Origin of the sequence: Treponema denticola (genome assembly GCF_024181605.1) — a bacterium.
Taxonomy (GTDB): Bacteria; Spirochaetota; Spirochaetia; order Treponematales; family Treponemataceae; genus Treponema_B; species Treponema_B denticola_B.
Genome location: NZ_CP054477.1, coordinates 1,551,587 through 1,577,685 on the forward strand (window position 1 = coordinate 1,551,587; position 26,099 = coordinate 1,577,685).

At 39.2% G+C, this 26,099-nt stretch carries 27 protein-coding genes; 10 read left to right on the forward strand and 17 right to left on the reverse strand.

Features of this window, described 5'->3' with window-relative positions; all coding sequences use genetic code 11:
- Nucleotide 1: 1 nt before the first annotated feature.
- Both E4N80_RS07225 and E4N80_RS07230 read left to right on the forward strand, forming a co-directional pair.
- Complete coding sequence (locus tag E4N80_RS07225) at nt 2-385, forward strand: ankyrin repeat domain-containing protein (protein ID WP_253698487.1); 384 nt, start codon at nt 2-4, stop codon at nt 383-385.
- 17 nt (nt 386-402) lie between these two features.
- The gene (locus E4N80_RS07230; RefSeq protein WP_253698489.1) at nt 403-1,188 is read left to right on the forward strand and encodes a hypothetical protein; all 786 of its coding nucleotides are present in this window, start codon (nt 403-405) and stop codon (nt 1,186-1,188) included.
- A 166-nt stretch (nt 1,189-1,354) separates the two neighbouring features.
- On the opposite strand, the gene E4N80_RS07235 is transcribed toward E4N80_RS07230, so the two are convergent.
- Nucleotides 1,355-3,412, reverse strand: a complete 2,058-nt coding sequence (locus E4N80_RS07235; RefSeq protein ID WP_253698490.1) for a S9 family peptidase — start codon at nt 3,410-3,412, stop codon at nt 1,355-1,357.
- A gap of 540 nt (nt 3,413-3,952) precedes the next feature.
- On the opposite strand from E4N80_RS07235, the gene E4N80_RS07240 reads away from it, so the two are divergent.
- Nucleotides 3,953-6,052 (forward strand): methyl-accepting chemotaxis protein, encoded by a 2,100-nt coding sequence (locus E4N80_RS07240; protein WP_253698492.1) that lies wholly within the window; start codon nt 3,953-3,955, stop codon nt 6,050-6,052.
- A gap of 67 nt (nt 6,053-6,119) precedes the next feature.
- Complete coding sequence (gene pbpC, locus E4N80_RS07245; protein ID WP_253701051.1) at nt 6,120-8,429, forward strand: penicillin-binding protein 1C; 2,310 nt, start codon at nt 6,120-6,122, stop codon at nt 8,427-8,429.
- Here pbpC and E4N80_RS07250 read toward each other — a convergent pair.
- The gene (locus E4N80_RS07250; RefSeq protein WP_253698493.1) at nt 8,426-9,721 is read right to left on the reverse strand and encodes an L-cysteine desulfidase family protein; all 1,296 of its coding nucleotides are present in this window, start codon (nt 9,719-9,721) and stop codon (nt 8,426-8,428) included. The two genes, pbpC and E4N80_RS07250, sit on opposite strands and share 4 nt — an antisense overlap.
- Nucleotides 9,722-9,798: 77 nt before the next feature.
- Entirely contained in the window at nt 9,799-10,899 is a 1,101-nt protein-coding gene (locus tag E4N80_RS07255; protein WP_253698495.1) for a formylglycine-generating enzyme family protein, read from the reverse strand.
- Between the two features lie 190 nt (nt 10,900-11,089).
- Between E4N80_RS07255 and E4N80_RS07260 the strand changes: the two genes are divergently transcribed.
- The gene (locus E4N80_RS07260) at nt 11,090-12,007 is read left to right on the forward strand and encodes an alpha/beta hydrolase (protein ID WP_253698497.1); all 918 of its coding nucleotides are present in this window, start codon (nt 11,090-11,092) and stop codon (nt 12,005-12,007) included.
- A gap of 6 nt (nt 12,008-12,013) precedes the next feature.
- Here the strand turns inward: E4N80_RS07260 and E4N80_RS07265 are convergent, their stop codons facing one another.
- The 10 genes from E4N80_RS07265 to infC form a co-directional block, all read right to left on the reverse strand.
- The gene (locus E4N80_RS07265; RefSeq protein WP_253698498.1) at nt 12,014-12,529 is read right to left on the reverse strand and encodes an outer membrane protein assembly factor BamD; all 516 of its coding nucleotides are present in this window, start codon (nt 12,527-12,529) and stop codon (nt 12,014-12,016) included.
- Between the two features lie 100 nt (nt 12,530-12,629).
- Nucleotides 12,630-13,979: an OmpA family protein gene (locus E4N80_RS07270; RefSeq protein WP_253698499.1), complete on the reverse strand. Its 1,350-nt coding sequence runs from the start codon at nt 13,977-13,979 to the stop codon at nt 12,630-12,632.
- Between the two features lie 13 nt (nt 13,980-13,992).
- Nucleotides 13,993-15,282 (reverse strand): LysM peptidoglycan-binding domain-containing protein, encoded by a 1,290-nt coding sequence (locus E4N80_RS07275; protein ID WP_253698501.1) that lies wholly within the window; start codon nt 15,280-15,282, stop codon nt 13,993-13,995.
- Entirely contained in the window at nt 15,282-16,325 is a 1,044-nt protein-coding gene (locus E4N80_RS07280; RefSeq protein WP_253698503.1) for a tetratricopeptide repeat protein, read from the reverse strand. Before E4N80_RS07280 ends, E4N80_RS07275 begins: the two co-directional genes overlap by 1 nt.
- Nucleotides 16,326-16,367: 42 nt before the next feature.
- The gene (locus E4N80_RS07285) at nt 16,368-16,835 is read right to left on the reverse strand and encodes a YaiI/YqxD family protein (RefSeq protein ID WP_253698505.1); all 468 of its coding nucleotides are present in this window, start codon (nt 16,833-16,835) and stop codon (nt 16,368-16,370) included.
- On the reverse strand, nt 16,832-17,131 hold the full coding sequence (gene zapA / locus E4N80_RS07290) for a cell division protein ZapA (RefSeq protein ID WP_010695627.1): 300 nt from the start codon (nt 17,129-17,131) through the stop codon (nt 16,832-16,834). Before zapA ends, E4N80_RS07285 begins: the two co-directional genes overlap by 4 nt.
- A 5-nt stretch (nt 17,132-17,136) precedes the next feature.
- On the reverse strand, nt 17,137-17,601 hold the full coding sequence (locus E4N80_RS07295) for a cell division protein ZapB (RefSeq protein WP_253698507.1): 465 nt from the start codon (nt 17,599-17,601) through the stop codon (nt 17,137-17,139).
- A 1-nt stretch (nt 17,602) separates the two neighbouring features.
- On the reverse strand, nt 17,603-17,962 hold the full coding sequence (rplT, locus tag E4N80_RS07300; RefSeq protein ID WP_253698509.1) for a 50S ribosomal protein L20: 360 nt from the start codon (nt 17,960-17,962) through the stop codon (nt 17,603-17,605).
- Between the two features lie 30 nt (nt 17,963-17,992).
- Nucleotides 17,993-18,193 (reverse strand): 50S ribosomal protein L35, encoded by a 201-nt coding sequence (rpmI, locus tag E4N80_RS07305; RefSeq protein WP_002668131.1) that lies wholly within the window; start codon nt 18,191-18,193, stop codon nt 17,993-17,995.
- Between the two features lie 25 nt (nt 18,194-18,218).
- Nucleotides 18,219-18,803: a translation initiation factor IF-3 gene (gene infC, locus E4N80_RS07310; RefSeq protein ID WP_253698511.1), complete on the reverse strand. Its 585-nt coding sequence runs from the start codon at nt 18,801-18,803 to the stop codon at nt 18,219-18,221.
- 77 nt (nt 18,804-18,880) lie between these two features.
- Between infC and E4N80_RS07315 the strand changes: the two genes are divergently transcribed.
- The 5 genes from E4N80_RS07315 to E4N80_RS07335 all read left to right on the forward strand — a co-directional run bounded on the left by E4N80_RS07315 (nt 18,881) and on the right by E4N80_RS07335 (nt 23,501).
- The gene (locus E4N80_RS07315) at nt 18,881-19,729 is read left to right on the forward strand and encodes an energy-coupling factor transporter transmembrane component T (protein ID WP_253701052.1); all 849 of its coding nucleotides are present in this window, start codon (nt 18,881-18,883) and stop codon (nt 19,727-19,729) included.
- Between the two features lie 11 nt (nt 19,730-19,740).
- Entirely contained in the window at nt 19,741-21,249 is a 1,509-nt protein-coding gene (locus E4N80_RS07320; protein ID WP_253698513.1) for an ABC transporter ATP-binding protein, read from the forward strand.
- Nucleotides 21,250-21,264: 15 nt separating this feature from the next.
- Nucleotides 21,265-21,870, forward strand: a complete 606-nt coding sequence (locus E4N80_RS07325; protein WP_253698515.1) for an MptD family putative ECF transporter S component — start codon at nt 21,265-21,267, stop codon at nt 21,868-21,870.
- Nucleotides 21,871-22,110: 240 nt separating this feature from the next.
- The gene (locus tag E4N80_RS07330) at nt 22,111-22,665 is read left to right on the forward strand and encodes a GNAT family N-acetyltransferase (RefSeq protein WP_253698516.1); all 555 of its coding nucleotides are present in this window, start codon (nt 22,111-22,113) and stop codon (nt 22,663-22,665) included.
- Between the two features lie 44 nt (nt 22,666-22,709).
- Nucleotides 22,710-23,501, forward strand: coding sequence for a class I SAM-dependent methyltransferase (locus tag E4N80_RS07335; RefSeq protein WP_253698518.1), 792 nt, complete (start codon nt 22,710-22,712; stop codon nt 23,499-23,501).
- A 2-nt stretch (nt 23,502-23,503) separates the two neighbouring features.
- Here the strand turns inward: E4N80_RS07335 and E4N80_RS07340 are convergent, their stop codons facing one another.
- The 4 genes from E4N80_RS07340 to E4N80_RS07355 all read right to left on the reverse strand — a co-directional run bounded on the left by E4N80_RS07340 (nt 23,504) and on the right by E4N80_RS07355 (nt 26,092).
- The gene (locus E4N80_RS07340; RefSeq protein ID WP_253698519.1) at nt 23,504-24,184 is read right to left on the reverse strand and encodes a zinc metallopeptidase; all 681 of its coding nucleotides are present in this window, start codon (nt 24,182-24,184) and stop codon (nt 23,504-23,506) included.
- Between the two features lie 35 nt (nt 24,185-24,219).
- On the reverse strand, nt 24,220-24,927 hold the full coding sequence (locus E4N80_RS07345; RefSeq protein WP_253698520.1) for a hypothetical protein: 708 nt from the start codon (nt 24,925-24,927) through the stop codon (nt 24,220-24,222).
- A 133-nt stretch (nt 24,928-25,060) separates the two neighbouring features.
- Nucleotides 25,061-25,723, reverse strand: a complete 663-nt coding sequence (hypB, locus tag E4N80_RS07350) for a hydrogenase nickel incorporation protein HypB (RefSeq protein WP_253698521.1) — start codon at nt 25,721-25,723, stop codon at nt 25,061-25,063.
- A gap of 27 nt (nt 25,724-25,750) precedes the next feature.
- The gene (locus tag E4N80_RS07355; RefSeq protein WP_010695607.1) at nt 25,751-26,092 is read right to left on the reverse strand and encodes a hydrogenase maturation nickel metallochaperone HypA/HybF; all 342 of its coding nucleotides are present in this window, start codon (nt 26,090-26,092) and stop codon (nt 25,751-25,753) included.
- Nucleotides 26,093-26,099 lie beyond the last annotated feature (7 nt).

Genomic DNA, 26,099 nt, shown 5'->3' on the forward strand with positions numbered 1-26,099 from the left:
TATGCACATTGACGAATTTATAAAAGCTGCAAAAAAGAATGATATTGAGCTTATAAAAACTTATTTACAAAAGGGCTTTGATATTAATACTCAAGACAAGGACGGATTTACGGCTGTTATGGAAGCAGCCGAATTCGGCTATAAGGATTTATTTTGGTTTTTAATCGAAAAAGGAGCAGATGTTTTAATTAAAGCGGATTATAATTTTTCGATAGTTCACGCCGTCGGTTTAGGCGGCGACAAAAAAATGCTTGACTATGTAATCTCAAAGGGTGCCTGCATAGACGAAAAAGTTACAGGCGGAGAACAGGACGGCATGACAATAAGGGATTATGCTCTTTTAGCAAAGAATGACGAAGTATACAGGGAACTAAAACTTTTATAAAGCTGAGGGAGAAAATTATGAAAAGCAAATTAATGATTTTATGTTTAAGCTTATTATTAACAGCCTGTGCTCCAAAAGAAAGTCAAGAAATCTTTGTTAAAAAGATTGATCATTTTATGCTGACCTGTAAGGAGCCTAAAGAATTATACAATATGCTCGTATATACATTTGATTTACCTATCTCATGGCCGTACCGCAGCATGGGTACGTTTACAAGCGGAGGCGTAGAATTCGGAAACTGTGTATTGGAAGCAATCGACTTTAAAATAGAAGAAGATATTTCGGGAATAATAGGAATGGCCTTTGAACCCGCAATGAAAGTTTCGGATATACAGGACAGACTAAGAGAAAAAGGATTAAAGGAAACAAATCTTTATTCAAATCAATATTGGAAAAATTTAATCTGTAATGATTTATCTACAGGAGGAACAGTCTTTTTTTGCGAGTATCAAATTCCTGTCAAAAAAACGGAAAAAGAACCCGGAGGAAACTTAGGGATTCGATATGTAGAAAAGGTAAAAATAGCATATAGAGATTATAACAAAGCCCTCGATTTGTGGAGAAAGCTTCTTGTTCCTCACAAAGAAACTAAAGAAGGCTTTTGGGAAATAGAATCATCCCCGAATATCGAAATAATCAAAAGCGATTATGACAGGTTTATAAGTTTTGAAGTAAAGGTTAAATCATTAGAAAAGGTGCGTTCCTTTTTATCGGAAAAAGATTTAATCGGTGAAGATACGGGTTCATCGGTTTATACCGATCCGAAAAAAACATACGGCGTTTTATTTGAGTTTACTGATTAAAAGTTACTCGACACTCATTTTGGCAGAGCGGGTACAACCAGCGTAGCTTCAAGGTCAAAAGAGGGGGTTATAGGGGGAGAGTACAGCCAGCAGAGCTTCAAGGCTAAACCCTGCTCTGACTTGAAAAGCCCGTAAGGGAACGGGGTGTTTTCTCCCCCTAATATCGTTACTTGTTGATTCCTACCATGTTAAGAATAAAGGCATATTCGAAGGCTGTATCCTTAATTCTGTCATAGCGGCCTGTAGCGCCGCCGTGGCCGGAATCCATATTCATGTGGAGGATTAGAATATTATCTCCGGTTTTCTTTGCACGCAGCTTTGCCGTATATTTTGCAGGCTCATGGAAAAGAACTTGCGAATCGTTTAAGCCTCCGGTTACAAGAATGTGCGGATAATTTTTTGCTTCGATATTATCGTAGGGAGAATATGAAAGCATGTAGTTATAATATTCTTCTTCGTTCGGGTTTCCCCACTCCTCATATTCGCCTGTTGTAAGGGGCAATGAATCGTCGAGCATGGTGGTAACGACATCTATGAAGGGAACGGCAGCAACAACCGAATGGAAAAGATCCGGCCTCATGTTTGTAACGGCTCCCATAAGAAGGCCGCCCGCACTTCCGCCCATGATTGCGAGCTTATCGGAAGAAGTGTATTTTTGAGAAATCAGGTGCTCGGCACAGGCTATAAAATCGGTAAATGTATTTTTCTTTTTTAAGAGCTTCCCGTCCTCATACCACTGTTCTCCCATGTCGCTTCCGCCCCTGATTTGAGCAACAATATAAACAAAACCTCTCTCGACAAGGCTGTAAACACTCGGACTGAAATAAACATCGGAGCTGTAGCCGTAGCTTCCGTAAGAATAAAGAAGAGCGGGTGCGGATCCGTCCTTTGCCAAACCTTTTTTATAAACGGCAGCCATAGGGACCTTCACTCCGTCCTGAGCTTTTGCCCAAAGCCTTTCTACAGTGTAATCATCGGGATTAAAGCCTGATGGAACTTCCTGCTGTTTTAACAAGACCGATTTTCCCGTAAGTATATCGTAATCGTATACGCTGCTCGGGCGGTTTAAGGATGTGTAAATATAGCGTACCTTATCGGAAGAGTATTCAGGATTTGCACCCAAATAAGCCGTATAAACCGGTTCGGGGAAGGAAATATTTTTTACCTCGCCGTTTTTAAGCGATTTAATTTCAATCTCGATGAGGCCGTTTTTACGAAGCTCCAATACAATGTAGGATTCAAATACGGACACATCCTCAATGCGTACATTTTCGTCATGAGCTCGTTCTTCCTTCCATGTAGATTTATCGGAATAGGAAGAACGAGGAGCGGAATAGATTTTGCCGTTTAAGTTTTGCTTGTCCTTGTAACGGATAAAAAACTTTTCCTTGTGCGGATAAACGGAGTATTCGGTATCCTTAACGCGGGGAAGGAAGATTTTAAATTCTTCTTCCGGCTTATCCGCATAAATAAAACGCTCTTCGGAGGTGGTAGAACTTGAACTTGAAATAAAAATAAATTCCTTTGTCTTTGTTTCATGCACATAGCAAGAATATTTTACATCCTTTTCTTCATAGACAAGAGTTCCTTTTTCTTCATCAAGTTTTTGACGGAAGACCTTGCTTGAACGCAAGGTACTGTCGATTGCACTGTAAAAAAGAGTTTTACTGTCGGAAGCCCAAGCTGCGGTAACGGCTCCGTTGTAGCTGAAGCCTATATCTTTTCCGGTTTCCAAATCGCGTATCTTTAAAATAAATTCCGCAAAGGAGCCTGTTTCGTTATAAAAATAGCAAGCCTTTTTATTGTCAGGGCTTACAACATAGTCACTGAAAATAAAAGCTTGTTTCCCTTCCGCCATTTTGTTTACATCGAAAATGATTTCTTCAGCTGCATCAAGAGAGGCTTTTTTTCTGCAATAGGTTCTATATTGCTTTCCCTTTTCGACACGGTTGTAATAATAATAGCCGTTTTCAAAAACAGGATAGGTTTCATCATCTTCTTTTATGCGGCCTACAATTTCATCATAAATAGATTTTTGCAAATCTTTTGAAGAAGCCATTATCTTATCCGTATAAGCATTTTCTGCATTTAAGTAATCGATAACTTTTTTATCGGTCTTGTCTTTTAACCAATAATAATTATCGATTCTTATTTTCCCAAACTTTTCAAAACGTGTTTCTTTTATTTCCGCAACAGGCGGCTTTTCAAAATCGGATTGTTTCAATTTATTCCTCCTAAATATAATTTAGAGCACATTATAAGCCTTTTCTAACTTTATGTCTACATAGCTTGTACACATCTTTGGTATCACAAATTGCGGAATATCCCGCAGTTAAAATATCGAAACATATAATCCCTTGACAGCTCCGCTATTTTGCACTATAATGTTAGCTATGATACAAAATGTTATTCTGGTAGAAAAAAAATTAAATTTTTTCTCAAAACCTACTAGACAAAGAGTAGCAAAATGCTGTATAGTACCCCCCCCCCCCCCCCCGCAAATTTTTAAAAATATACAACTCATCTACTGTGTCGCACGACGAAAATAAATGCTCAACGTATCATAGATACATTTCTGCTTTATTTTCGCCTAATTCCTTGTATCTGAACCGTCTATTTCCAAAAAACTTTATTTCCATAACCATATCGCATAATCTTTTATTAATTGCACATAATAAAATAACTCAATATATATTCCCGTCCTGCAAACCAAGGGAACTGCTCCATCTAAACAAGAGGCAAATAAACTTAAGGAGAATTATAAATGAAACAAACAAAAAAACGTTTTTCAATCCGCTACAAACTGATCATCATATTCGGGCTATTGATATTGGCCGCAGGAATGGTCGAAGGCTTACTTGCCGTGCAAACAGCGCGCAAGGCCGTCATCGAAAAGGTCGAAACGCATCTTATCGACAAAGCAACCGATACGGCTGAAATTATTGACGGGAGGATTAATGCAATGTTTCAATTTTTAGAAGGCATTGCGCGTATGCCTACCCTTACCGACGCAGGTGCTTCAAATGCGGAGAAAATTAAACTGCTGCAAAAAGAGGCGGAATTTAATCCTGCTATTAATGAATTGGATTTTAGCGGATTAGATGGTATTTGCCATACACCTACCGGATCTCTCAGTGTAAACGACCGTGAATGGTTTCATGCTGCAAAAAACGGTAAATCCTTTATGTCCAAACCACTTATCTCAAAAACGAGTCAAGCTCTTGTACAAATTTTTTCCGTTCCAATTTACGATAATAATCGGCAAATTGTCGGTATTCTGAATGCAGATGTTGACGGTTTATGGCTGTCCGGCCAAATCGATGATATTGTTGTGGGCAAGACGGGCGGCTGTTATATCATAGACAATGAGGGAACTGTCATTGCTCATAAATTGGCATCCCTTGTTACGGATAAGGCGAATGCACAAGAAAAGGCAAAGACTAATGCAAACCGTATATCACTTGCAAATTTTGAAAAAAATGCCTTAGCTTCCGAAGTTTCTTCTGTCGGGTCTTACGAATATGATGGGTTATCAAATATCGCGTCTTATGCACATTTAAAAAGTGCTCAATGGACGATAATCATCAAAGCACCCGTGCACGACTTTATGGAAACGGTAAATTCACTGCGCCGATCTCTGTATTTTACCATCATCGGCATTTTGACCATTGCCTTCATTATCGTCTACTTTGTCGCCGGCTCAGTAGTAAAGCCGATACAAACCGTTGTCTCTGCCCTAAAAGACATCGCCCAAGGCGAAGGCGACCTTACCGTCCGACTGCCCATGCACGGCAATGACGAAGTTACCGACCTTTCCAACTACTTCAATCAAACCATTTCCAAAATCGGCTCGTCGATTAAAAGCGTCGGCGAAAACAGCACGGAAATGACCAACATCGGATCGGAACTTGCATCCAACATGACCGAAACCGCCAGTGCAGTGCACCAAATAAGTGCGAACATTGATGGGGTAAAACAGCAGACTTTGACCCAAGCCGCAAGTGTTACCGAAACAGCAGCTACTGTTGAAGAAATTATCCGTACCATAAAGCAGCTTAACAGCAGTATCGAAAATCAGGCAGCAAGTGTTGCAGAATCTTCTTCAGCTATCGAGCAAATGGTCGGCAATATTGCATCAATCACACAGACACTCAGCAAAACCGATGATGTTATAAAAACTCTTGCATCCGCCACTGCTGACGGTAAAGAGACAATTTCAGGAGCAAACAACGTAACTCAACGCATTGCCGAAGAATCGGGCGGTCTATTGGAAGCTTCAAACGTTATCCAGCACATCGCCTCGCAGACTAACCTCTTGGCGATGAACGCCGCAATCGAAGCCGCCCACGCCGGAGAAGCAGGCAAGGGTTTTGCAGTCGTTGCCGATGAAATCCGTAAGCTCGCAGAAGAGTCCAGTACTCAAGGTAAAACTATCACTTCCACCCTCAAAGTGCTTTCAGGCGAGATTGAAGCTCTTTCAACATCTTCAAAAACAGCAGAAGAAAAATTCAATGCCATTTTTGCTCTTTCGGAACAGGTCAAAACGATGAGTCAGCGCCTTATGGAAGCTATGCGCGAACAGGAAAACGGCAGTAAAGAAGTCCTGTCAGCCATCCGCGACATAAACATGGTAACCAACCAGGTAAACGACGGCTCTGCCGAGATGCTCCGCGGCGGAGAGAATGTTGCCGCTGAAATGCAAAAACTTGATGAGCTTACCCGCGTCATCACCGACAGTATGAACGAGATGGCCTCCGGTGCCGTGCAGATTAGCAACGCCGTGCAGGAAGTAAATACAATAAGCCAAAAGAATAAAGAAAGCATTGAAAATCTTTCTAAGGAGGTAAATAAGTTTAAAGTGTAAATAGGCACGGCCAACACACCCCTATTGACAAATTTAAAATATAGCTCAAAATACAATAATGAGTAAAATGGATTTTCCAAAACACCTGCCGATAAAAGAAATTTTAAGAGCCTCGATGCCGGCCTTTATTTTGAGCCTGATACTTTTATTTTTAATAATATTTTTTACGCCCGGCTTTAAGGTTGATTATTCTTTTACCCTTTACAGCTCCGACGGAAAACTTTTAGGTGCATCTGCTGCGGGTGACGGGCAATGGAGATTTCCTCAAACTTCAAAGCTGCCTGAAAAATACAGGGAAGCCCTTCTAAGCTATGAAGATAAAAATTTTTATTTTCATTTTGGGATAGATCCTTTTTCGGTTTTTAGGGCGGCAGTTGAAAATATTTTAAAAGGAAAAATAGTTTCGGGAGCCTCTACAATTACGATGCAGACCTCCCGCCTTTCCGAAAAAAATCCGGTAAGAAGTTTTAAGCAAAAACTAAGAGAAAGTTTTTTATCTCTTTTTTTAGAGCTTTCTTATTCCAAAGAAAACATATTGAATATTTACGCATCCCATGCACCCTACGGCGGAAATGTTGTAGGCCTTGAAGCCGCCTCATGGCGGTATTTCGGAAGAGGGCCTGAAGATTTAACATGGGCGGAAGCCGCCTGCCTTGCAGTCCTTCCCAATCAGCCCTCTTTGGTACGCCCGGGAAAAGAATCCGAAATCTTAAAAGAAAAAAGGGACAGGCTCTTGTACAATCTTTTTTTACAAAAAAAAATCGATAAGGAAACATACGCTCTTTCCGTTGCGGAACCTGTCCCCGATAAACCTAAGGCCATTCCGCAAAAAGCCTATCATTATCTTGAGTTTTTAAAAACAAAAAGCTCCAATCAAAAAAACATAAGCAGCTTGGATTATTCTTTGCAGGAAATAGTCTTTGAAATTGCAGACCATCATTTTAAAAGAAATTTCTCAAGCGGTGTTTACAATACAGCCGTCTTAATTTTAGATACCGAAACGGGAGAAACGCTGGCCTATATAGGAAACACAGGGCTTCAAAGTCCGAATGCAAAAAATGAGCATGTCGATATGATTCATGCAAGGCGGAGTTCGGGGAGCTTATTAAAACCTTTTTTGTTTGCGGCAATGCTGGATGCGGGAATGATTTTACCGGACCAACTCCTCATAGATATTCCGACAAAGATTGCCGGCTACACACCTCAAAACAGTAACTACACATATTCGGGAGCGATTCCTGCCCGCAAGGCTCTTTCCTATTCTTTAAACATTCCGTTTATAAGAGCTCTGCGTGAATTTACAATCCCCGCCTTTTTGGATATCTTAAAAAGGTCGGGCTTTACAACATTTAACCGTTCGGCCGATGAGTACGGTCTTCCCCTGATTTTAGGAGGTGGAGAAATAAACCTTTACGAAATTACAAATACTTATCGAAAGATGATGCTGAGGGCTCAAAACAAACTTGACGAAAAATTTCCTTTTTCTTCAGGAGCTTGCAGAATAACAATGGATGTGCTGACCGAAGGGAACAGACCGGAAGAAGAAGCTATCTGGCAGCTCTATGCACAAAATCAAAAAATTGCATGGAAGACCGGAACCAGTTACGGGAACAAGGATGCTTGGACTATAGGTATTACGCCTAAATATTCCGTAGGCGTTTGGTGCGGAAACGCTTCGGGAGAAGGGAGGCCTGAAATTACAAGCACAAAACTGGCCGCACCAATCCTCTTTGAAATTTTTAATATCTTGCCAAAATCGGACTGGCCCGAAAAAGAATTAAAGGATTTTGAATTTATAAAAGCTTGTGCAGACTCGGGTTATCCCGCAGGAGAATTTTGTAAAACCGCAAAGGCTGTTTTAAAACCCATAAACAGTCATACACAAAATACCTGCCCTTATTGTAAAAAGGTATCTTTAAGTCCCGACGGCAAGTTTCAAGTTAAGGCAAACGACATAAACGAATTGCCTAAAATAGAAAACAGGTTTGTCCTTCCTGCTGCTGCAGAATATTTTTATAAACAGGGACATCCTGAATATAAAAGCCTCCCCCAGTGGCTTCCGGAAAGCACCGCATCAAATGCAGGCGAGTTTGAAATTTTATTTCCCGAAGACGGAACCTCGGTTTATATTCCTACAGAACTTGACGGCTCTTTTGGAGCCTTGGTTGCAGAAGCCGCCCATAAAAATCCCGATGCCGTCATCTATTGGGATTTGGACGGAGAATATTTAGGAAGTACAAAATCCTATCATCAAATGAAGATTCAGCCCTTAAGGGTGTCCTTAGGGGCGCCCCTAAGGGGCAGACATGAGCTGACCCTTACGGACAACAGGGGAAATACCCGTAAAAGAATTTTTTATGTTCTAAATGAAAATTAGTCTTTAAGCATAACCTGTAATACAACTTCGTCGGTTTTGCGCATACCTTGGGCTGCAACAACGCCGATTCCTGCTATGGTTTTTTCGATATCGTCCTTGACTACGCCGTCACCGCCTGCAAAGAAGTTTCCGTCCATAGCAAGCTCGTGAGAAAAAAGGGCTGAGTCCAAGGCAGCGGCAATTTTAGCGGCGCATGACTGCTTGGCTCCGTCACAAAGGATTCCCGATACGGTACCCAAAGTATTTACTATTGTTCCGCATACCTGTTCATAAGAACCGCCCTTCATATAGGTAATTGCAGCAGCACAGGCAGCTCCGGCAGTTACCGCACCGCAATAAGCAGAAAGTCTGCCTATTCCGGTTTTTTGGTGAATGGCTAAAAGATTACTTACAATCAAACAGCGGATCAGTTTTTCTTCGCTTATCTTATTTTCGCGGGCATATACAACTACGGGCACCGAAACGGCTAAGCCCTGATTTCCGCTTCCCGAATTGGTAATAACCGGATAAGAACAGCCGCACATACGGGCATCGGAGGCTGCTGCGACTTCACCTTCCGCTTGAACCTTAACCGAAAAATTATCGCCCTTCCTCTGATTATATTTTAAAATATTTTTTCCCGTTTCAATACCGTAGGAAGTTTTTAAGCCGTCCTCTGAAACTCTCATATTATATTCAACCTGTCTCATAATGATGGGAGAAACCTCATCAACCGGAACAGTGTCTGCAAACTCCAAAATATCTTTTACATTTAAACAGCTTCTATCGGTTAAAGCACCTGCGGCAGACTCCAAACTAAAAGGTTTTTCAAAGATAACTTCGTCATTCTTTTTTAGGAGTACGATATTCGTATGCTGGTGAATGAGCTCGGCAACTCCGGTATCTCCGTTTAATTTGCCGGTAATCCTTATGTGAAGACTTGCAGGCGTATCCATTAGTTTAAGCTTAGTGCAGGATTTGGCTAAATACTCATGAGCCAGTTTTACATGCTCTTCGGTTACATCGGCCAATACTTCCAAACCTTTATCTGCATTTCCACCGATAAGGCCTATCAAAGCAGAAGCTTCCATTCCCTTCATTCCGCCGGTGTTGGGCACAATAACCGACTTTGCATTTTTAATGATATTACCGCTGCTTTCAATTAAGATTTCATCGGGAACACCGCCCATGATTTTTCGTAAATTGGCAGCTGTGTAAGCAATAGCAATAGGCTCCGTGCATCCAAGGGCTGGAACCAATTCTTCTTTTAAAATTTGAACATACTTTTCTTTTTTTGCGTTATCTAAGCTCATACTCTTTCTCCACGTTAAAATTATAACTCAAATATTTTATTCATATATCAAAATCATGTCAACACTGCGGATAAAGATTACTCATTATCTTTTACAATTGTCTGGGCCAATCTAAAGCCCAAAATATATCCCGGATTTACAGGCGTGGCATAGCCCCAGGATTTTACACGGGAAAAACTTAAACCATGCTTTACCGAGCCGCTTTTTATAATACGGGGTCTGGCTCCCATATCATTTATAGGATTAATAAAATCTCCGGGAGCTCGACTATTGTACCTATCAAAACACCATTCCCAGCAATTTCCTGACATATCATAGAGTCCTAACTTATTGGGCTTTTTTTGACCTATGGGATGAATATCTATAATTTCCCCTGATGAACCTATATTAAATAGAGAACTGTTATCTCTATACCAAGTATATTCTCCGGCTTTTTCAATGTCATCGGTTCCAGCAAAACCGAAATTCCAATCAGCAGCTTCTATATCTCCGCCTCTGGCAGCGAATTCCCATTCAGCCTCAGTCGGAAGGCGGTAACCGTTATTTCCCATCCGGACATCGGGGCTTTCGCTTTTTGTAATATCCAAAGCAGTACGCAAAACTTTTCCGTCATAGTAATAAACAGGATCAAGACCTTCTTTTTCGCTTAAAGCATTACACCAAATAATAGCATCACTCCACGACATTTTTGTTGCGGGATAAACTCCGGTCTTTACCGTATTATAGGACTTTCCCATTTCTTCTGCCTTTTTCTTTAGCTCCGGAATTTCATACATTTCTTCAGGATTTGCCGAATGTCCCATATAGATGCCCGGCTGGCCTAAAGATTGAAACTGATATTCATGCTCGCTTTCTTTGAGAATCCACTCATAGACCTCATTCCAAAATGAATAGGAAACTTCATACTTTCCGATTTTATAAGGGTTTAAAGTAACTTTTCTCCCGGAAGTAAAAAAACCTTCAGAACCTTCTCCCTCGATAATTACAGGTTTTTCTATGACAGTTATCATTGTTTTAAAATTCTCAATTGAATCATAAGGATAATTGACAATTTTTTGTCTGGTAGCAAATAAAATTCCGCCTATCAAAATAACCGATACCAAAAAATAAACAAAATTTTCATTTTTATAACTTGCAGAATTTTTTATAGCCTTTAAGATATTTTTTATACGCTCCATACTTTCCCCATAAATAAAAATTTATCGGATAATTTATACCATATTAAAGCAAAAAAATCAATCAAATAGATTTTAAAAATCAACAACCCTCCGCACGAATAAAAGAAATTTCAGATTTTTAACTTTGTATCTTCTTTTTTATTGAAAATTTTATTTTTATGAATTATACTATTTTTATGGGGGATAATTTATGCAGACAATTTATCAAACAATGAGCGACGGATCGGCTGTTGCAGTTCATCAATGGCTGCCTAAAAAGAAGCCTAAGGCTGTAATTCATATAGTACACGGAATGGCTGAGCATGCTTTAAGATACGCAGACTTTGCCGAAGATGCTTGTACAAAGGGGTTTACGGTATTTGCATCAGACCATCGAGGTCACGGTAAAACTTGCGGAAATATAATGCTTAAAGGTTATCTTGCCGATAAAGACGGCTTTAGACGTGTAGTAGAAGATCAAAAAGAAATCAATGATGAAATTCAAAAAATTTATCAGGATATTCCGATTATAATACTCGGCCATTCATTCGGGTCTTTTATAACTCAAAATTATATAGAAAACTACGGAAAAACCGTAAAAGCTGCTATCTTAGTAGGAAGTGCAGGCCCAAACCCTATGCTGAAAATCGCAGGTCTTGCAGCCGGCTTAAATAAACTCTTCTCGGGAAGAAAAAAGCCTTCCAAATTTATGGATAAACTGAGTTTTGGAGCCTACAATAAAACCGTCGATTCCCCTAAAACTAATTTTGACTGGCTTTCAAGAGATGAAAAAGAAGTTCAAAAATATATTGATGATGAATTTTGCGGCTTTGTGTGCACTGTAGGTTTTTACCAAGACCTGATCAAAGGATTAAAAGAAACACACACAAATACCGAAATGGCAAAGATTCCAAATGAGCTGCCCATCCTCATTACTTCAGGCGATAGAGATCCTGTTTCAAACTTCGGTAAGAGCGTAAAAAAACTATATGATATTTACAAGGTCAACGGTATAAGCGACCTTAACTTAAAGCTCTATGAAGGAGCCCGCCATGAAATCTTAAACGAAACCAATAAGGAAGAAGTTAAGGCCGATATCTTTGAATGGATTGAAAAAAGACTTTGCTAGGAAAAATTATGGAGCCGGCTGTATAATTATCCCGTTTGACGGTTCGGAGTCTTTTTCTTCATTCTGCGTATCTTTTTTCTGTATATCTTTTTTTCTTAAGTTATGCTTTTGGATGTACTCTTGAGTCCTTTTATAGTCCTTCCTTGCAAGAACCAAATACTTGGGAGCAAGACCGGCACCTCCGGCCATTTCGTATCTATCGATAATGGCTTTAAGCATATCATCGGCTTCAAGCCATTTTTTTTGACTTATATAGATATGGGCTATCTCATATTCTGCGGCTGTTCTGGTAGAGGCATCGGAGCCATAGCGTTTGATTACTATTTTATAATATTCAAGGGCATTTCTTAGAGAACCGTTATCAAGCTCTGCTTGAGCCCTTTGGTTTAACTCAATGGGTGTAAGATTTGCAGGAACAGTTTCATCAGTCGGAAGACTGGAACAAGAAAAAAGCAAAGAAATTGCAGCCGTTAAAATTAGTAAATTAAAGCCATAGAATCTTGTCGTAATTTTTTTTGTCATTTTTATTCTCCAAATTTTATTAAAACCGTATTTTCAACACATCCTAAACAAACGATATTAAAAAAAGTATCATCATTTAAAACAAACTTGATGCAAGCGTTTATTCACGTATGACTGTAATTTCAACACGGCGGTTTTTTGCCATATTCTTTTCATTGTTGCTGGGGGCCAAGGGCCTTGTGCTTCCATAGCCTGCTGTCATTATCCTTGAGCGGTCAATTCCCCTTTTTGAAATTTCGTCTGCAATTCTTTCCGCCCTTTGAACCGAAAGAATTTTTTCGTCCTCAGGCTTGTTAAGGTCTGCCGTATGACCTTCAATTAAAAATTTTGTATAAGGGCCCAATTTTAAAAGAGCTTCAGCGATTACGTCTATCTTACCCATCTCTTCAGGAAGAACATCCGGCATATCGGCCACAAACCTTATATCAAACATTACTATCTTTACTATGTTCTTCGGATTTGATAGTGTAATCCCTTTTTCTTTATGCTTTTCAAGCAAGAGTTCAATATCATGATAGGCAAAGTAATAGTTTTCATCAGGCGGAGTAAAGGGCTCTGTAACATGGAGCATATCCTCATCGCAGATGATAACGACTTTTCCTTCCTGTAAAAGTTTTAAGTTTTCAGGCCTTGACAAAATACGGCTGCTATCCTCCATCGAAATAATCGGATCGGTTCTATTTTGGCCGAAAACGCCTCTAGCTATTATACGCAAGGGCTCGGTACCAACATATTCCCTATACAGCTCTTCATTAAGGCTTGAAGAATATAAAACTATGCCCATTTTTTTTGCAATTTTAGGATCTACCATGTTCTTTTCATATATGGTAGACATATTGGTGTTCCACACTTTCGGAAAAATGCAGGGCTGAAGTTTTTCTTTTGTATATTCTCCATGCACAGGCAGCAAACCTCTGGCATCTATTAAAATCCCCGTATAGGCCTTGCTGACAGCCGTACTTGGAGGAATCGATGGAACATAGGGCGTAGTATGCTTGATAAACAGCTTTGCAATTTCATGCAGTTCGGTACTTGTTTTTATCAAGGCATTGGACATATCATTTGAAAAATGAGGGGTTTTATAATTCCCTTTTTCAATTATCTTATTTATGGTGTTTAAGTTTACTTTTTCTTCGGCAAGATAGTTTCCCAAGCGGTGGGAAGAGTCAACTATAACTGAAAGATAAATATCCTTTAAAAGGGAAGGCATGTATTTTTCTATTGTGTTAAAAGCCGCATCCCTATCACTTGGAAGATAAAAACCGCTTTTATTCATATCAAGTTTTATTAAGGATTCGATTGAGCCCTTTTCCCAATTTTGAACGGAAGAAGATTGAAGGACGGGCTCATAGGCATTTAAGGCTAAATTAAAAAGGAAAAAAAACAAAAATAAGCCGCTGAAGCCCTTGGTATTTTTTAAAGCTGTGTTTTTATTTAAAAATTTATTCATTTGCTTTATCTCTTTAATTTATTATCGGCACCTTTAGTTTTTGACCTAAGGAAAGCACCGAATTTACCTCTATTCCGTTTTTTACGGCGAGGGTTTCAACTTGGACATTGTATTTTAAGGCTATGGACCACAAGGTGTCACCCTGTTTAATTACATATGTATCCTTGAAGTCGATATTTTGATCGTCATTTTTACGCCTATACGAATTTACGGTTTTTAAGGCCGGTATTTTAAGTACCTGCCCTATCCTAAGAGCGGAAGCATTAATGCCGGGATTATAGTTCATAATCGACTTGATGCTCACGCCATAGTGTTTTGATAAGGCGTAAAGAGTATCGCCGGATCTTATTTTATAACTGTAATATTTTATAAGAAGGGTGTTTTTTTCAAGCAAATCTTGAACAGCCTCTTTATACTCTAAAGGAATGCGCAAGTTATATTTTAAATTGGGCGGTGTAATATTGAATTTTAAAGAAGGATTAAGAGCCGAAAAAATGTCCGTATCAGCCTTAACTTTTTCTGCAAGCAAAATAACATCAATAGAGCGTTTTATCGGGATAATCTCTGTGGCTTCATAATCAAGAGCGTCTCCCCAGTCAATACCGTATTTTTCGCTATTCATAAGAATTTCCGCAATAGCTAAAAATTTGGCAACATAGAGAGAAGTTTCCGTCTTTAAGAATTTTTTTTCGGCCAGATACCAATAGTTTCGGCTTCCTGCCTTCTTTATAGCCTTATCCAAGGCCCCTACCCCGCAATTATAAGCTGCAAGAGCCAAGTACCAGTCATTATAATAATTATAATTCCATTTAAGTTTTTTTACTGCTGCAGTGCTGGTCTTCCATGGATCCCGCCTTTCATCAATCCATTCATCGATATGAATATCATAGCCGCCTATGCTGTTCCGCATAAATTGCCAAATACCTACAGCCCCCGATTTTGACACGGCCTTGGGCGAAAAACCCGACTCTATAACCGGTAAAAACAAAAGTTCGGGCGGGAGATTTTCTCTGCGTAATTCTTCAATAATAAAATTGCGGTAGGGGCCAGATCTTTTCATAATCGCTTCCAAATACCTTAAACCGTTTTCATTCAAATATTGATTTCTAAACCTTTCAATTAGAGGATATTTTGGAGGCACAATAACCGTGCCGTGAAGCGATTTTTGGCGGTTATAAGAGAGGTTTGATTTGTTAAGCTGCTTAAGTTTTACGGATTCATCCCTTGTAAAATTTAAAGAGGCTGAGTGAATTAAATCAAAACCTAAAAAAACAAAGACTATAAAAAAAAGCCGTGTCTTCACTAAATTTTTTCTCCGTAGTAAATACCTGCCCATTCCCATCTTCCGTGAATTTCAGGATCTGCCGGGAAGTTTACCTTTCTAAAATACAGGTACCATATTCTTGAATATTGATTCCAGCCCGAAGTTTTAAGATAGGCCTCATGAGGTGTAGAAGAAGGATCAATTTCAGGCTCTATTTTTATATAAGTTCCGTACATAAAATTTCTTAAAGAAAAATCTGGGGAACCGTAAATATCGGAAAGCTCCTGTTTCCACGCCATAGAAAAAAAGTTTACCTTTGAACGGTACCGCTCCAATGTATCATAGTCCTTTCTCTGAATTGCCGACTTAATAACGGACAAAAGCTCATCAAGGCTTTCCACTGTCCAGCTTTTTGTTGAAGAGCTGTAGTCTACAATTTTTCGGGCATAGCCGTAATTATCGGGGATGCCCGGGATAATCAAATCAAAACGGCCGAGACCTATAAATTTTGAATAGCTTTGAATGGCTAAATTCCATTCGCCGAGCTTTTCGTAATTTTGTGCAAGCATAAAATAGGAATAAGCAGGATCAATACTGTCATAAAAGTTGGACAGCAAAAGAGAATAATATTCTACAAGGCGTTTAGGATCATTCGTTATATTTATCAAATTTTTTAAACTTAAATATTGAATCGACTTACCCGAAATTTCCATATCCTTATCAAGTTTTATAACTCTTTCAAAAAAATAGGCAGCCGGTTCATTCATTTTTTGTTCCATATATTCGTTTGCCAGCATTAAAAGCCAATACCCCTTGTAAGTGTCATCAGGGTCGTTTTCTACAAGGGAGCTTAAAAAGACAATCAAAAGTTTGTTTTTCTTTTTAACCTTGAGATTTTTTGCTATTCTATCCTTAACGGCAAAGCTCATTTCTTTGCTTTCCGTCTTTTTTAATACTTCAATAAGCGTTTTTTGCTCGTCTTTTAAGTTATCCATATCTTCATACAAATAAAGATCAGGATCTTGTTTACAGCTTATAAAAATAAGACAAAGCATGAACATTAAAATAAGTTTATTTTTCATTTGCTTATAATATCATTTTCTCCCTAAAAGTACAATAAGGACTTAAAACCTTGAATCACGAGGCCTTTGTTTTAAGGCCTTAGCTAAAAGGCTGTCCAAAAGATTTGAAAATTTTTGAATCTCTTTTTTACCGAAAGAGTTTGTTTTTTCGAGAGCGAGGCCGTTGGCCTGCAGCTCATACATAAAATTCCTTGCAGATAGATATGTATTTATGTTGTCGCGGGTAAAAATCGTCCCCCTGTCATTTATGACATAAAGCCCCTTATCTACCAAAAGCTTTGCCAAGGGAATATCCCTAGTTATAGCCAAATCGCCCTCAGCCGAGTTTTCGGTTATGTATAGGTCGGCAGCCTGCTCCGTGTTTTCAGTAACAACCATACTTGCACCCTTAGGTATGGGTATTTCCCTGTTTGCCGCAAAGATTACAGGCAGTTTTAGACGTTCTCCGGCCTTGGCCGTAATTTGTCTTATTCTTACAGGGCACGAGTCGGCATCTACCCAAATTTTCATATTACCTCATTGATTTTTTCGATCATCCTCATAGCGGATTTTTCCATGTCACAGGCCTTTTGGATAAGCTCTTGTGAATCTTGCCCTGAAAATTCTTCCTTATATAGCTCATCGGTAACCAAAATACCTGTAAGAATGGCAAGTTTTAAAGGGTCGGAAACTTTAGAAGTTTGCCTCACTTGGTCTAAAACATTTAGATAGTGATTGTAAATTTGATTTAGATATTCATCGGTTTCATTGGCTTGAATGGCAAAGGAAGTTCCCAATACGTCTATATTTAATTGTCCTTTGCTCATTTTACCTAAAATATATCCATCTGTTTACTTGTCTCGGAGGATTGTCCCAGTACATCATCAAGGTCTTTTTGAAGATTACCGGAAACGGGTTCTTCCGAAACAGGATCTGCAGCGGGAGCTTGTTGTGAAGAGGTTTTAGGAGAAGGTGCAGAAAAAGACTCCGGTTTAGATCCGCTTGAAACAGGGGCTGCGGTTTCCAATTCAGAGGCAGAAGGCCTCGTTTCATGTTTTTTTGTATAAGAGGCATCCTCAAACGCACTTAATTGATTAAGTGCGCTGATTATTCCTTCCTCGATCTTAGATTGGTCATCCTTAAAAACTATTATAAGCTTCTCCAATTCGGAAATTCGTCTATCTCTAGCTTCAATTTCCTTTTTTAGAGCATCTTTTTCGGTATGAAGGCTTTTTATCATCTGCACAGCCCTTTCTACCTTGTTTTCAAGGAGTCTTACCTGATCGAGATTGAGCATATTAGACTCCTAAGGCTTTTTTTGAAGCTTCCACGACAGCCTTAAAAGCGGTAGGATCTTCGATAGCCATGTTTGAAAGGGCCTTCCTGTTTAATTTGATTCCGGCCTTGTTCATTCCGGCAATAAAGCGTGAATAGGTAATACCCTCAGCTCTAACGGCTGCATTAATACGGGTAATCCATATCTGCCTCATATCGCTTTTTTTATCTTTTCGTCCTACATAGCTGTGAAGCAAGGCCTTTCGAACTGCATCGCGGGCAGCCTTAAAGTTGGTACCGCGGCGGCCTCTAAAGCCCTTAGCTTGCTTTAATATAGCTTTTCTTCTTGTAATTCTTCTATCACTGCTTGTTGATCTTGACATTATAAACTCCTGACTTCTGTTTCAAATAAATTAACCGTAGGGTAATAGCTGCTTGCGCATCTTCATGCTGTCAGCCTCTGAAAGAATGGCCGATTTCTTAAGACGGCGTACCCGTTTTTGAGATTTTTTAGTCATAATATGACCCTTGTTCATCTGCTTGTATTTTACCTTACCGCTTGCAGTAAGAGAAAATCTTTTTTTAGCAGCTCTTTTACTCTTCATCTTAGGCATAAGTACCTCCAAATTTATTATAAGCTTATTTTTTTTGTTTGGGACTCAATGTCATAGACATTGTCCGTCCTTCCATAGCAGGTTTTTTCTCGAGGGTATAGGCTTCTTCACCCCCCAGTTTTTCCAAAACCTTGTTTAAAACTTCATAACCGAGCTCAGTATGAGCAAGTTCGCGTCCCCAAAAACGCACGGTTACCTTTACTTTATCGCCGCCGTCAAGAAATTTTTTAATATGTGCAGATTTAAACTCAAGATCATGGTCGTGTATCTTAGGCTGCATTCTGATTTCTCTCATCATCTGCTGCTTTTGATTTTTCTTGGAGTCACGGAGCTTTTTCTCCATTTGAAATCGATATTTACCGTAATCTATTATTTTGCAAACCGGAGGCTTCGCGGTAGGCGCAACTTCAACAAGGTCAAGTCCGGCTTCTGCGGCCATTTTTACAGCCTCAATAGTGGGAACAATACCAGCTTGTTCTCCATTAACCCCGATTAACCTAACCTCTCTCACGCGGATTTGATCATTTATCCGCAAACCTTTTACTTCAGCCAACGATTCTCCTTCTGCACCCTTTCCTATCGGTGCGATATAATAAAATTTAGGGTTCATTATATCGAAAATAAAAAAAATAGTCAAGGCTAGGACGACGAAAAACTATATTGACAAAGTTGTAATTTTTGGTTAAGATGTCGCCCATGTCTAACAATACGATATGCTTAAATTCGGAAATAAAAAGCGGAATCTTTTATACCGAAAAATCAAACGAGTTTACAGCTCTGGCAGAGCAAATAAGAGTCTACACTTCAAAAAAACGGACTATCTTGGATCCGAGAACAATAGTGTTTTTGAACATTATGCTTTCACTCATAACTACGGTTTCTTCGTCTATTTCTGCAAATATTTTTATTTTTTTGGTGTCTTTGGGCATTGTATGCCTTTTTAAGATGTATAAAAAGGCAGTAAAATATATCTTCATATTCTTTTTAGCACTCGCTCTTCCTTTTGGGATAAAAGCCCTGTCCGGCCTTCCCATACAGTTTTTGATTAACTCCGTTTCGCTTATTGCCATGGGTGTACAAAAATTTTTGCCCTTCCTTATGGCTGCAATGGTAATTTTTAACAAGGTAGATACAAAAAGCCTCGTAAGTTCTCTAAACAAAATGAAGCTCCCCAAGGGAATAATGCTCGGCTTTACGGTTGCAGTACGTTTTTTACCTACCATAAAAAAAGAAATGACCATAATCACAAACAGCATGAAAATGAGAGGAATCGAAATAGGAACAAAAAATATCTTTTTTCATCCGATTCAAAGTCTGGAGTACGCCCTCGTTCCGGTTCTTTTTAGAGCAACCTCGCTTGCAGACGACATGACTGCTGCAGCCCTCGTAAAAGGAGCTGAATCCCCAAAAACTTCAGCAGAGCTTTTTAAAATCAAATTCGGAATAATAGATTATGTCTTTGCCCTATCATCCATTTTTGTTGTCGGTGCCGCAATCATATTCGACTTCGATTCCGTATTTATGAGGCTCTTTTAAAGGACGATAAAATGAATACGGCAGTAGAATTAAAAGATGTTTCTTTTATATATGAATCCTCAAAAGACGGAAGAGCAAATTTAAAAAAGACTTCTCTTAATATCAAAAAGGGAGAATTCTTACTTGTTACCGGCATAAGCGGCTGCGGAAAATCTACACTGACAAAATGCATCAACGGCCTTATTCCTCGGTTTTACGAAGGAGAATTTTCAGGTTCCGTTTTTATCAATGAAAAAGATATTTCGAATTTCAGCATAGATGAAATTTCAAAAGATATAGGCTCGGTTTTTCAGTCTCCCAAGAGTCAGTTTTTTACAGATGACGTCATTTCGGAACTCAGTTTTCCTTGCGAAAACTACGGAATTTCCCGCGATGAAATTATAGAAAGGATTGCCGAAGTTTGTTCCATTTTACATATCGAAAATCTTTTAACCGAAAAACTTGAGAGCCTCTCGAACGGGCAAAAACAAAAAATAGCTATTGCCTCGATTTTAACCTTGAGACCTAAGATTATAGTCCTTGATGAACCCTCGTCCAATCTGGATTTTAACTCTATCCTTATCCTGGCAGATATTTTAAAAATTTTAAAACAAAGAGGTTTTACCGTAATCATAGCGGAGCACCGCCTTCATTATCTAAAAGATCTTTTTGACAGAGTTATCTATATAAATGAAGGAAGTATACAAAACGAATATAGCCGAGATGAATTTTTAGCCCTTACAAATACGGAGTTAAATTCTAAAGGTTTAAGAAGTTTACATCTTTTTACAAATGAAAATGAAGCGGAACCCATCGGCCCTGTACATAATAAATTTAACTCCGATACGGAAGCCGAAAAAATATGCAGCCTTTCGGATATTTCGTTTTCGTTTAAAGACGGAACCGAAATTTTAAACTCGGTTAATTTAGACCTTTACAAAAACGACATTGCCGCTCTTACCGGAAAAAACGGAGCGGGAAAAACAACTCTCGCAAAAATCATATCGGGTATTTACCGCCAATCTGCCGGAAGCATTAAATTCGGAGAAAAAATTTTAAGCGAAAAGGAAAGAGTGAGCCGCACAAATTTTGTTCTTCAAGATGTTGAATATCAGCTTTTCGGTGCCGATGTTTTTTCCGAGCTTTTGATAGGAAACAAAAAACTTGAAAACGTAAACGAAAAAATAGAAAAAGCCTTAAAGAAGCTTAACCTTTACGATTATAAAGATGAGCATCCCTTTTCTCTTTCGATGGGACAAAAACAAAGGCTTATAATAGCGGCCACCTATGTTAGAGGCTGCCCGCTTACAATTCTCGATGAACCGACAAGCGGCTTGGATTACGGAAACATGGTCAGGGTGGGAGAACTTATCGAAGAGATAGCCGAGACTTCGGCAGTGCTTATAATAACCCATGATTTTGAATTTATCTCGAAGATATGTAACAGGCTAATTCTTTTAAAGGATAAAAAAATAGCCTTAGATTCGAGGCTTGAAAAAAACGATAAAAAACTGGAAAGTATTTTTTCCACATATTTATAAATTATGGAGGACTTTATGGAAAAGTCAAACAAATTTAAAACAAAGGATTTTGTTTTTATCGGAATAATGACCGTAGTTTATATTGCGGTTTTTATGGTCATAGGGTTTGTTACTGCGGCAATAAATCCCTTTTTACATGCCTTTTCGCCTGCTATCACCGGGCTTGTCGTCGGAACAATTTATTTGTTTCTGGCTATCAAGGTTCCCAAATTCGGTGTCTTTACGATCAGCCAGCTCTTGCTCATTATGATTGTTTTGATTTTGGGAATGGGATATCTTCCATGGCTGATAGGTATGTTTATCGGAGCCTTGCTGGGCGACATAGCAGCCAATACCTCAAAGTATAAGAACAAGTATACGATAGCCATTGCAAGCGGCTTTATATGCTTGGGAAGTGCTTCAGGAGGCGTTATTCCGGTCCTCTTCTTTGTAGAGCATTATAAAAAATTCTGCTTTGAAAGAATGCAGATGAATGAAGCTCAGGTGGAACAAAGCATTGCAGCAAGCGCAGGATACCTCGGAGTCATCATCCTAATTTCGACATTTGTCTTGGGCTTTGCAGGAGTTCTTATAGGCTCCAAAATATTAGGAAAACATTTTAAAAATTCCGGAATAAAATAAGACAAAGTAAGAACGGTATAACATAATAATGAGCATCAAACAAGCTCTTGACCACGCTCGATTTTTCAAATATAATTCAGGGCATCTCTAAAAACTTTGTTAGATTTTTAGAGATGCCCGACGAGTTTTTTGTAAGTCCTTATATATCAATGACTTACAAAAAACATCGCAAGTGAAATCTAAGGTAAACCTCTAAAAACTGAGGTTTTTAGAGGTTCCCTTCAACAAATTGGAGAAATTATGTACATCAAAAAGCTTATCGGAAAAAAATGTTATCTTGCCCCAATGAGGATTGAAGATGCGGAAAAATATGCTGTCTGGGCAAACGATCAGGAAGTGTCCGAATATCTTAACTTTGCTTCTTCGAATATAAGCCTTGAAGCCGAGCGCATTATAATCGATAGGATTTCAAAAGAACATAATTACGCAATAGTAGATTCCGAGACCGATGAGCTTATAGGAAATATGGGGCTTATGAGTATCAATCATATAAATAGAACGGCTGAACTCGGCATCTTTATAGGTAACAAGGCCTACTGGTCAAAGGGTTATGGTACCGAGGCTATGTGCCTTCTCATAAACTATGCCTATCAAAAACTAAACTTACACAACATCATCTTAAATGTATATTCTTATAATGAAAGAGCTATTAAGGCTTACGAAAAGGTTGGCTTTAAAAAAGTAGGCGCAAGGAGAGGAGCTCTAATCCGTAACCGTAAAATGCACGACATAATCTTAATGGATATTATCCCTGAAGACTTTTACGCAAAGCATCCTGAGTTTGAACTAGGTTGATCTATAGATTGATTTATCGGAAAACCTTCTTAGAATAAGCGGCTATGAAAAAGCAAAAATTAAGCGGAGCTCAAGGCTTTGAAAGCTATTATCTTTCGATTTTTGGGGAAAGATGGCAGGGCTTAAAAGCCGCCCTTTTAGAAGAAAGAAAACCGGAAGCCTACAGCGAAAACCTCACACAAAACTACTATTTGGATTATGCAAGCATTCAGGCGGCAAGAGCTATGCCCGTCCTTGAAGAAGGGAGCTGCCTCGACATGTGTGCCGCCCCCGGAGGGAAAACCTTAGTCCTTTTAAGCAGGATTAAAGAAAATGCCGAAATACAGGCAAACGAACTTTCTGCCGATAGGCGGAACAGGCTTATAAGAGTTCTTGATGAACATTTAAGCGAAGAGAACCGAAAACGGATAAGGGTTTCTTCCTATGATGCTTCCCGAATGCCCCGCTATGGCCAAGAACTTTATGATAGAATTTTACTGGATGCCCCCTGCTCTTCCGAGAGGCATGTGCTCCAAAACGAAAAATACCTTAAACAGTGGACAGAAGCCCGCATAAAAAATTTAAGCCAAAGACAGTGGGCTCTTTTATCTGCGGCCTTTTTGCTCCTTAAACCTAAGGGGTTTTTAGTTTATTCGACCTGTGCCCTCGCCGATGAAGAAAACGATTTTTTAATCGAAAAGCTCATAAAAAAGTATAAAGAAAGAGTAAGGCTTGAAGACAAGCTCGATAGCCTTGGCCCCATTTCCCCTGAAAAGACAAGATACGGATTCCGTTTTCTTCCCGATAAGGCGGAGGGAGCAGGGCCCATCTATTTTTCTCTTATTCAAAAGAATTAAGCTTATCTTCTATCCCGTGAAATTAAAATTAAGCGCAATAAGTTTGCCATAGCTGTAAGGGCTGAGGCCACGTATGTTAGGGCTGCAGCCGACAAAACTTTTTTTGCACCCTTAAGTTCTTCTTGGCTTAAAACGGCATTGTGTTCCAAGACTTTTAGAGCACGCCTTGAAGCGTCGATTTCAACAGGAAGGGTTACAAGATAGAATAAAACTGCACAGGCAAAAAGGATAATGCCTATGTTGAGGAGTAAATTCATTCTAAAGATAATACCTGCAAGAGCTAAATAAGGGCCTGCACTTGAACCTATATTTGCAACCGGAACCAAGGTACTGCGTAAGACCAAGGGGGCATATTTTTCCTTATCCTGAATGGCGTGGCCGGTTTCGTGGGCGGCAACTCCTACGGCTGCTATCGAGGTCTTATCGTATACCGGATCAGACAAGCGTAAAACCTTGTGAGAGGGATCATAGTGGTCGCTTAAACTCCCCCCGATTCTTTGGATGCTTACATCAGAAATGGAATTTGATCTAAGCAGAAGAGCGGCAGCTTCCTTACCCGATATCTTCCTCATGGTCTGCACTTGGGAATATTTTGAAAAGGCAGACTTTACCTTAAATTGGGCATACAAGGATAACAGCAAGGTCGGAACAACCAAAACCAAATAATAATAATCGAAATACATAAACTCCTCCAAAAAATTTAGAATTTAACCTTGACTTAGAATTTAACTTCGACGAAGATGGGATCTCTTACACAAAGCAATTCGGAAAGGGGAATATCCACGGTTCCCTTATTTCCGTCTTTAGAAGAATGGCCGAAAGGAGTAATCTTGATGCTTTTAATTTTTTTAGGGCAGGTAATAGAAACATGAAACTTCGATTTTTTTAGATCGGAGGCTAATCTTTCCCCATAAGCAGCCTTAATAAGCTCTTCATATTCCGCAGTTCCTATAGGTTCTCCCGTTATGGCCGGAGCCATTAAAAGTTCTATATATTCACGGTCATCCTCGGAAAGCAAGTTTACAAATTCTTTTATATTGTCGGGGCCTATACTCAAGGACAAAAGACCTGCCTTCATATCGGTTTTTACAAAGGATGTTTCTCTATCCATGTCCTTATTCATAATTTTTATTTTTGCATTTATGCCCGCTATCGAATTGGTAGTCATGTTTAAAACTTTGATTCCCTTAGATTCAAGCTGCTGCTTTATTTCTTCGGTATTAAAGATAGAAGGGCTTTTAGCCTTTTCTTCTTCGGTAAACTGAGCCGCATTTTCGAGGAGGGCATCTATTGTTTTCCCTGTTTGAATATCCAAGGTTACGACAACATCTCCCGATGCCTGAACAAAGACATCGGCTTTTGGAGCACATGCCGTCAAAGCAAGACCGGCAATCAACACAAGCATAATGGTTTTAATATATTTCATTTTCATTTCTCCTATACCGATAAACAGCGAAGCAGAATTCCTGCCGAGCTGTTTATCGTATCTCCTATCGGTAACTATAGATATAAAGTACAATAAACGCAAAAAGTTTCAAAAGAAAATGCTTATGATAAACTCAAAGCTCTTTTACGGCAGAACGCAGCCATTCAATCCAAGCTTCCATTCCGTCCCCTTTTAAGGCGGAAACGGGGAAAATCTTTATATTAGGATTGAGCTTTTTTACATATTCGGTACATTTTTCAAGACTAAAATTAAAAAAACTTGATGCATCTATTTTTGTGATTAAAAGAACATCGCAAACTTGAAACATCGGAGGATACTTTAAGGGTTTATCGTCTCCTTCGGGAACACTTAAAATCATCACATTTTTTAAGGCTCCCGTATCGAATTCTGCAGGGCAAATTAAGTTACCGACATTTTCGAGGAAGATAAGATCAAGGTCGGCAATACCGAGAGCATCCAAACCTTGTTCCGTCATATCGGCATCCAAGTGACACATTCCGCCCGTATGGAGCTGAATTACCTTTGCTCCTGTTTGTGAAATGGTTTCGGCATCTACGGCCGAATCAATGTCGGCTTCCATAACCCCGATTCTAAAATCTTTTTTTAGAGCCTCGATGCTTGCTTTTAATAAGGTCGTCTTTCCCGAACCGGGAGACGACATCAAATTTAAAAGAAACTTTTTTTCTTCTTTTAACTTTTCACGCAGCTTTTCTGCATGAGCATTATTTGTTTCGTAAACGCCTTCTTTAATTTCGATAATCTTAAAATCTTTCATCATAATTTCCTTTTGAAAAATAAAAATTTAATAACAGACAATTTCTTTTATTACGAATTCCCGGCCTGTAAGAATCTCATGTTCATCACAAGAACAGGACGGGCATACGCCGTGATATTCTATCGGGTCAAAAACTTTGTTACAATTATTGCAGCGGACTGAAGCCTTTACCATTTCGATTTTAAGCTTTGTGTCTGCCATCCATGTTCCGTCTATGGCAGCAGGATAGCAGGCTTGAACAAAATGGGGAACAACGGTTGCAATTTCGCCGATTTGCAAAACTATTGTATCGACCTCGCTGACATTATTGGACTTAGCGATTGCATCAACCCGGCGCACAACTTCCATGACCAAACTTAATTCGTGCATAAACTTA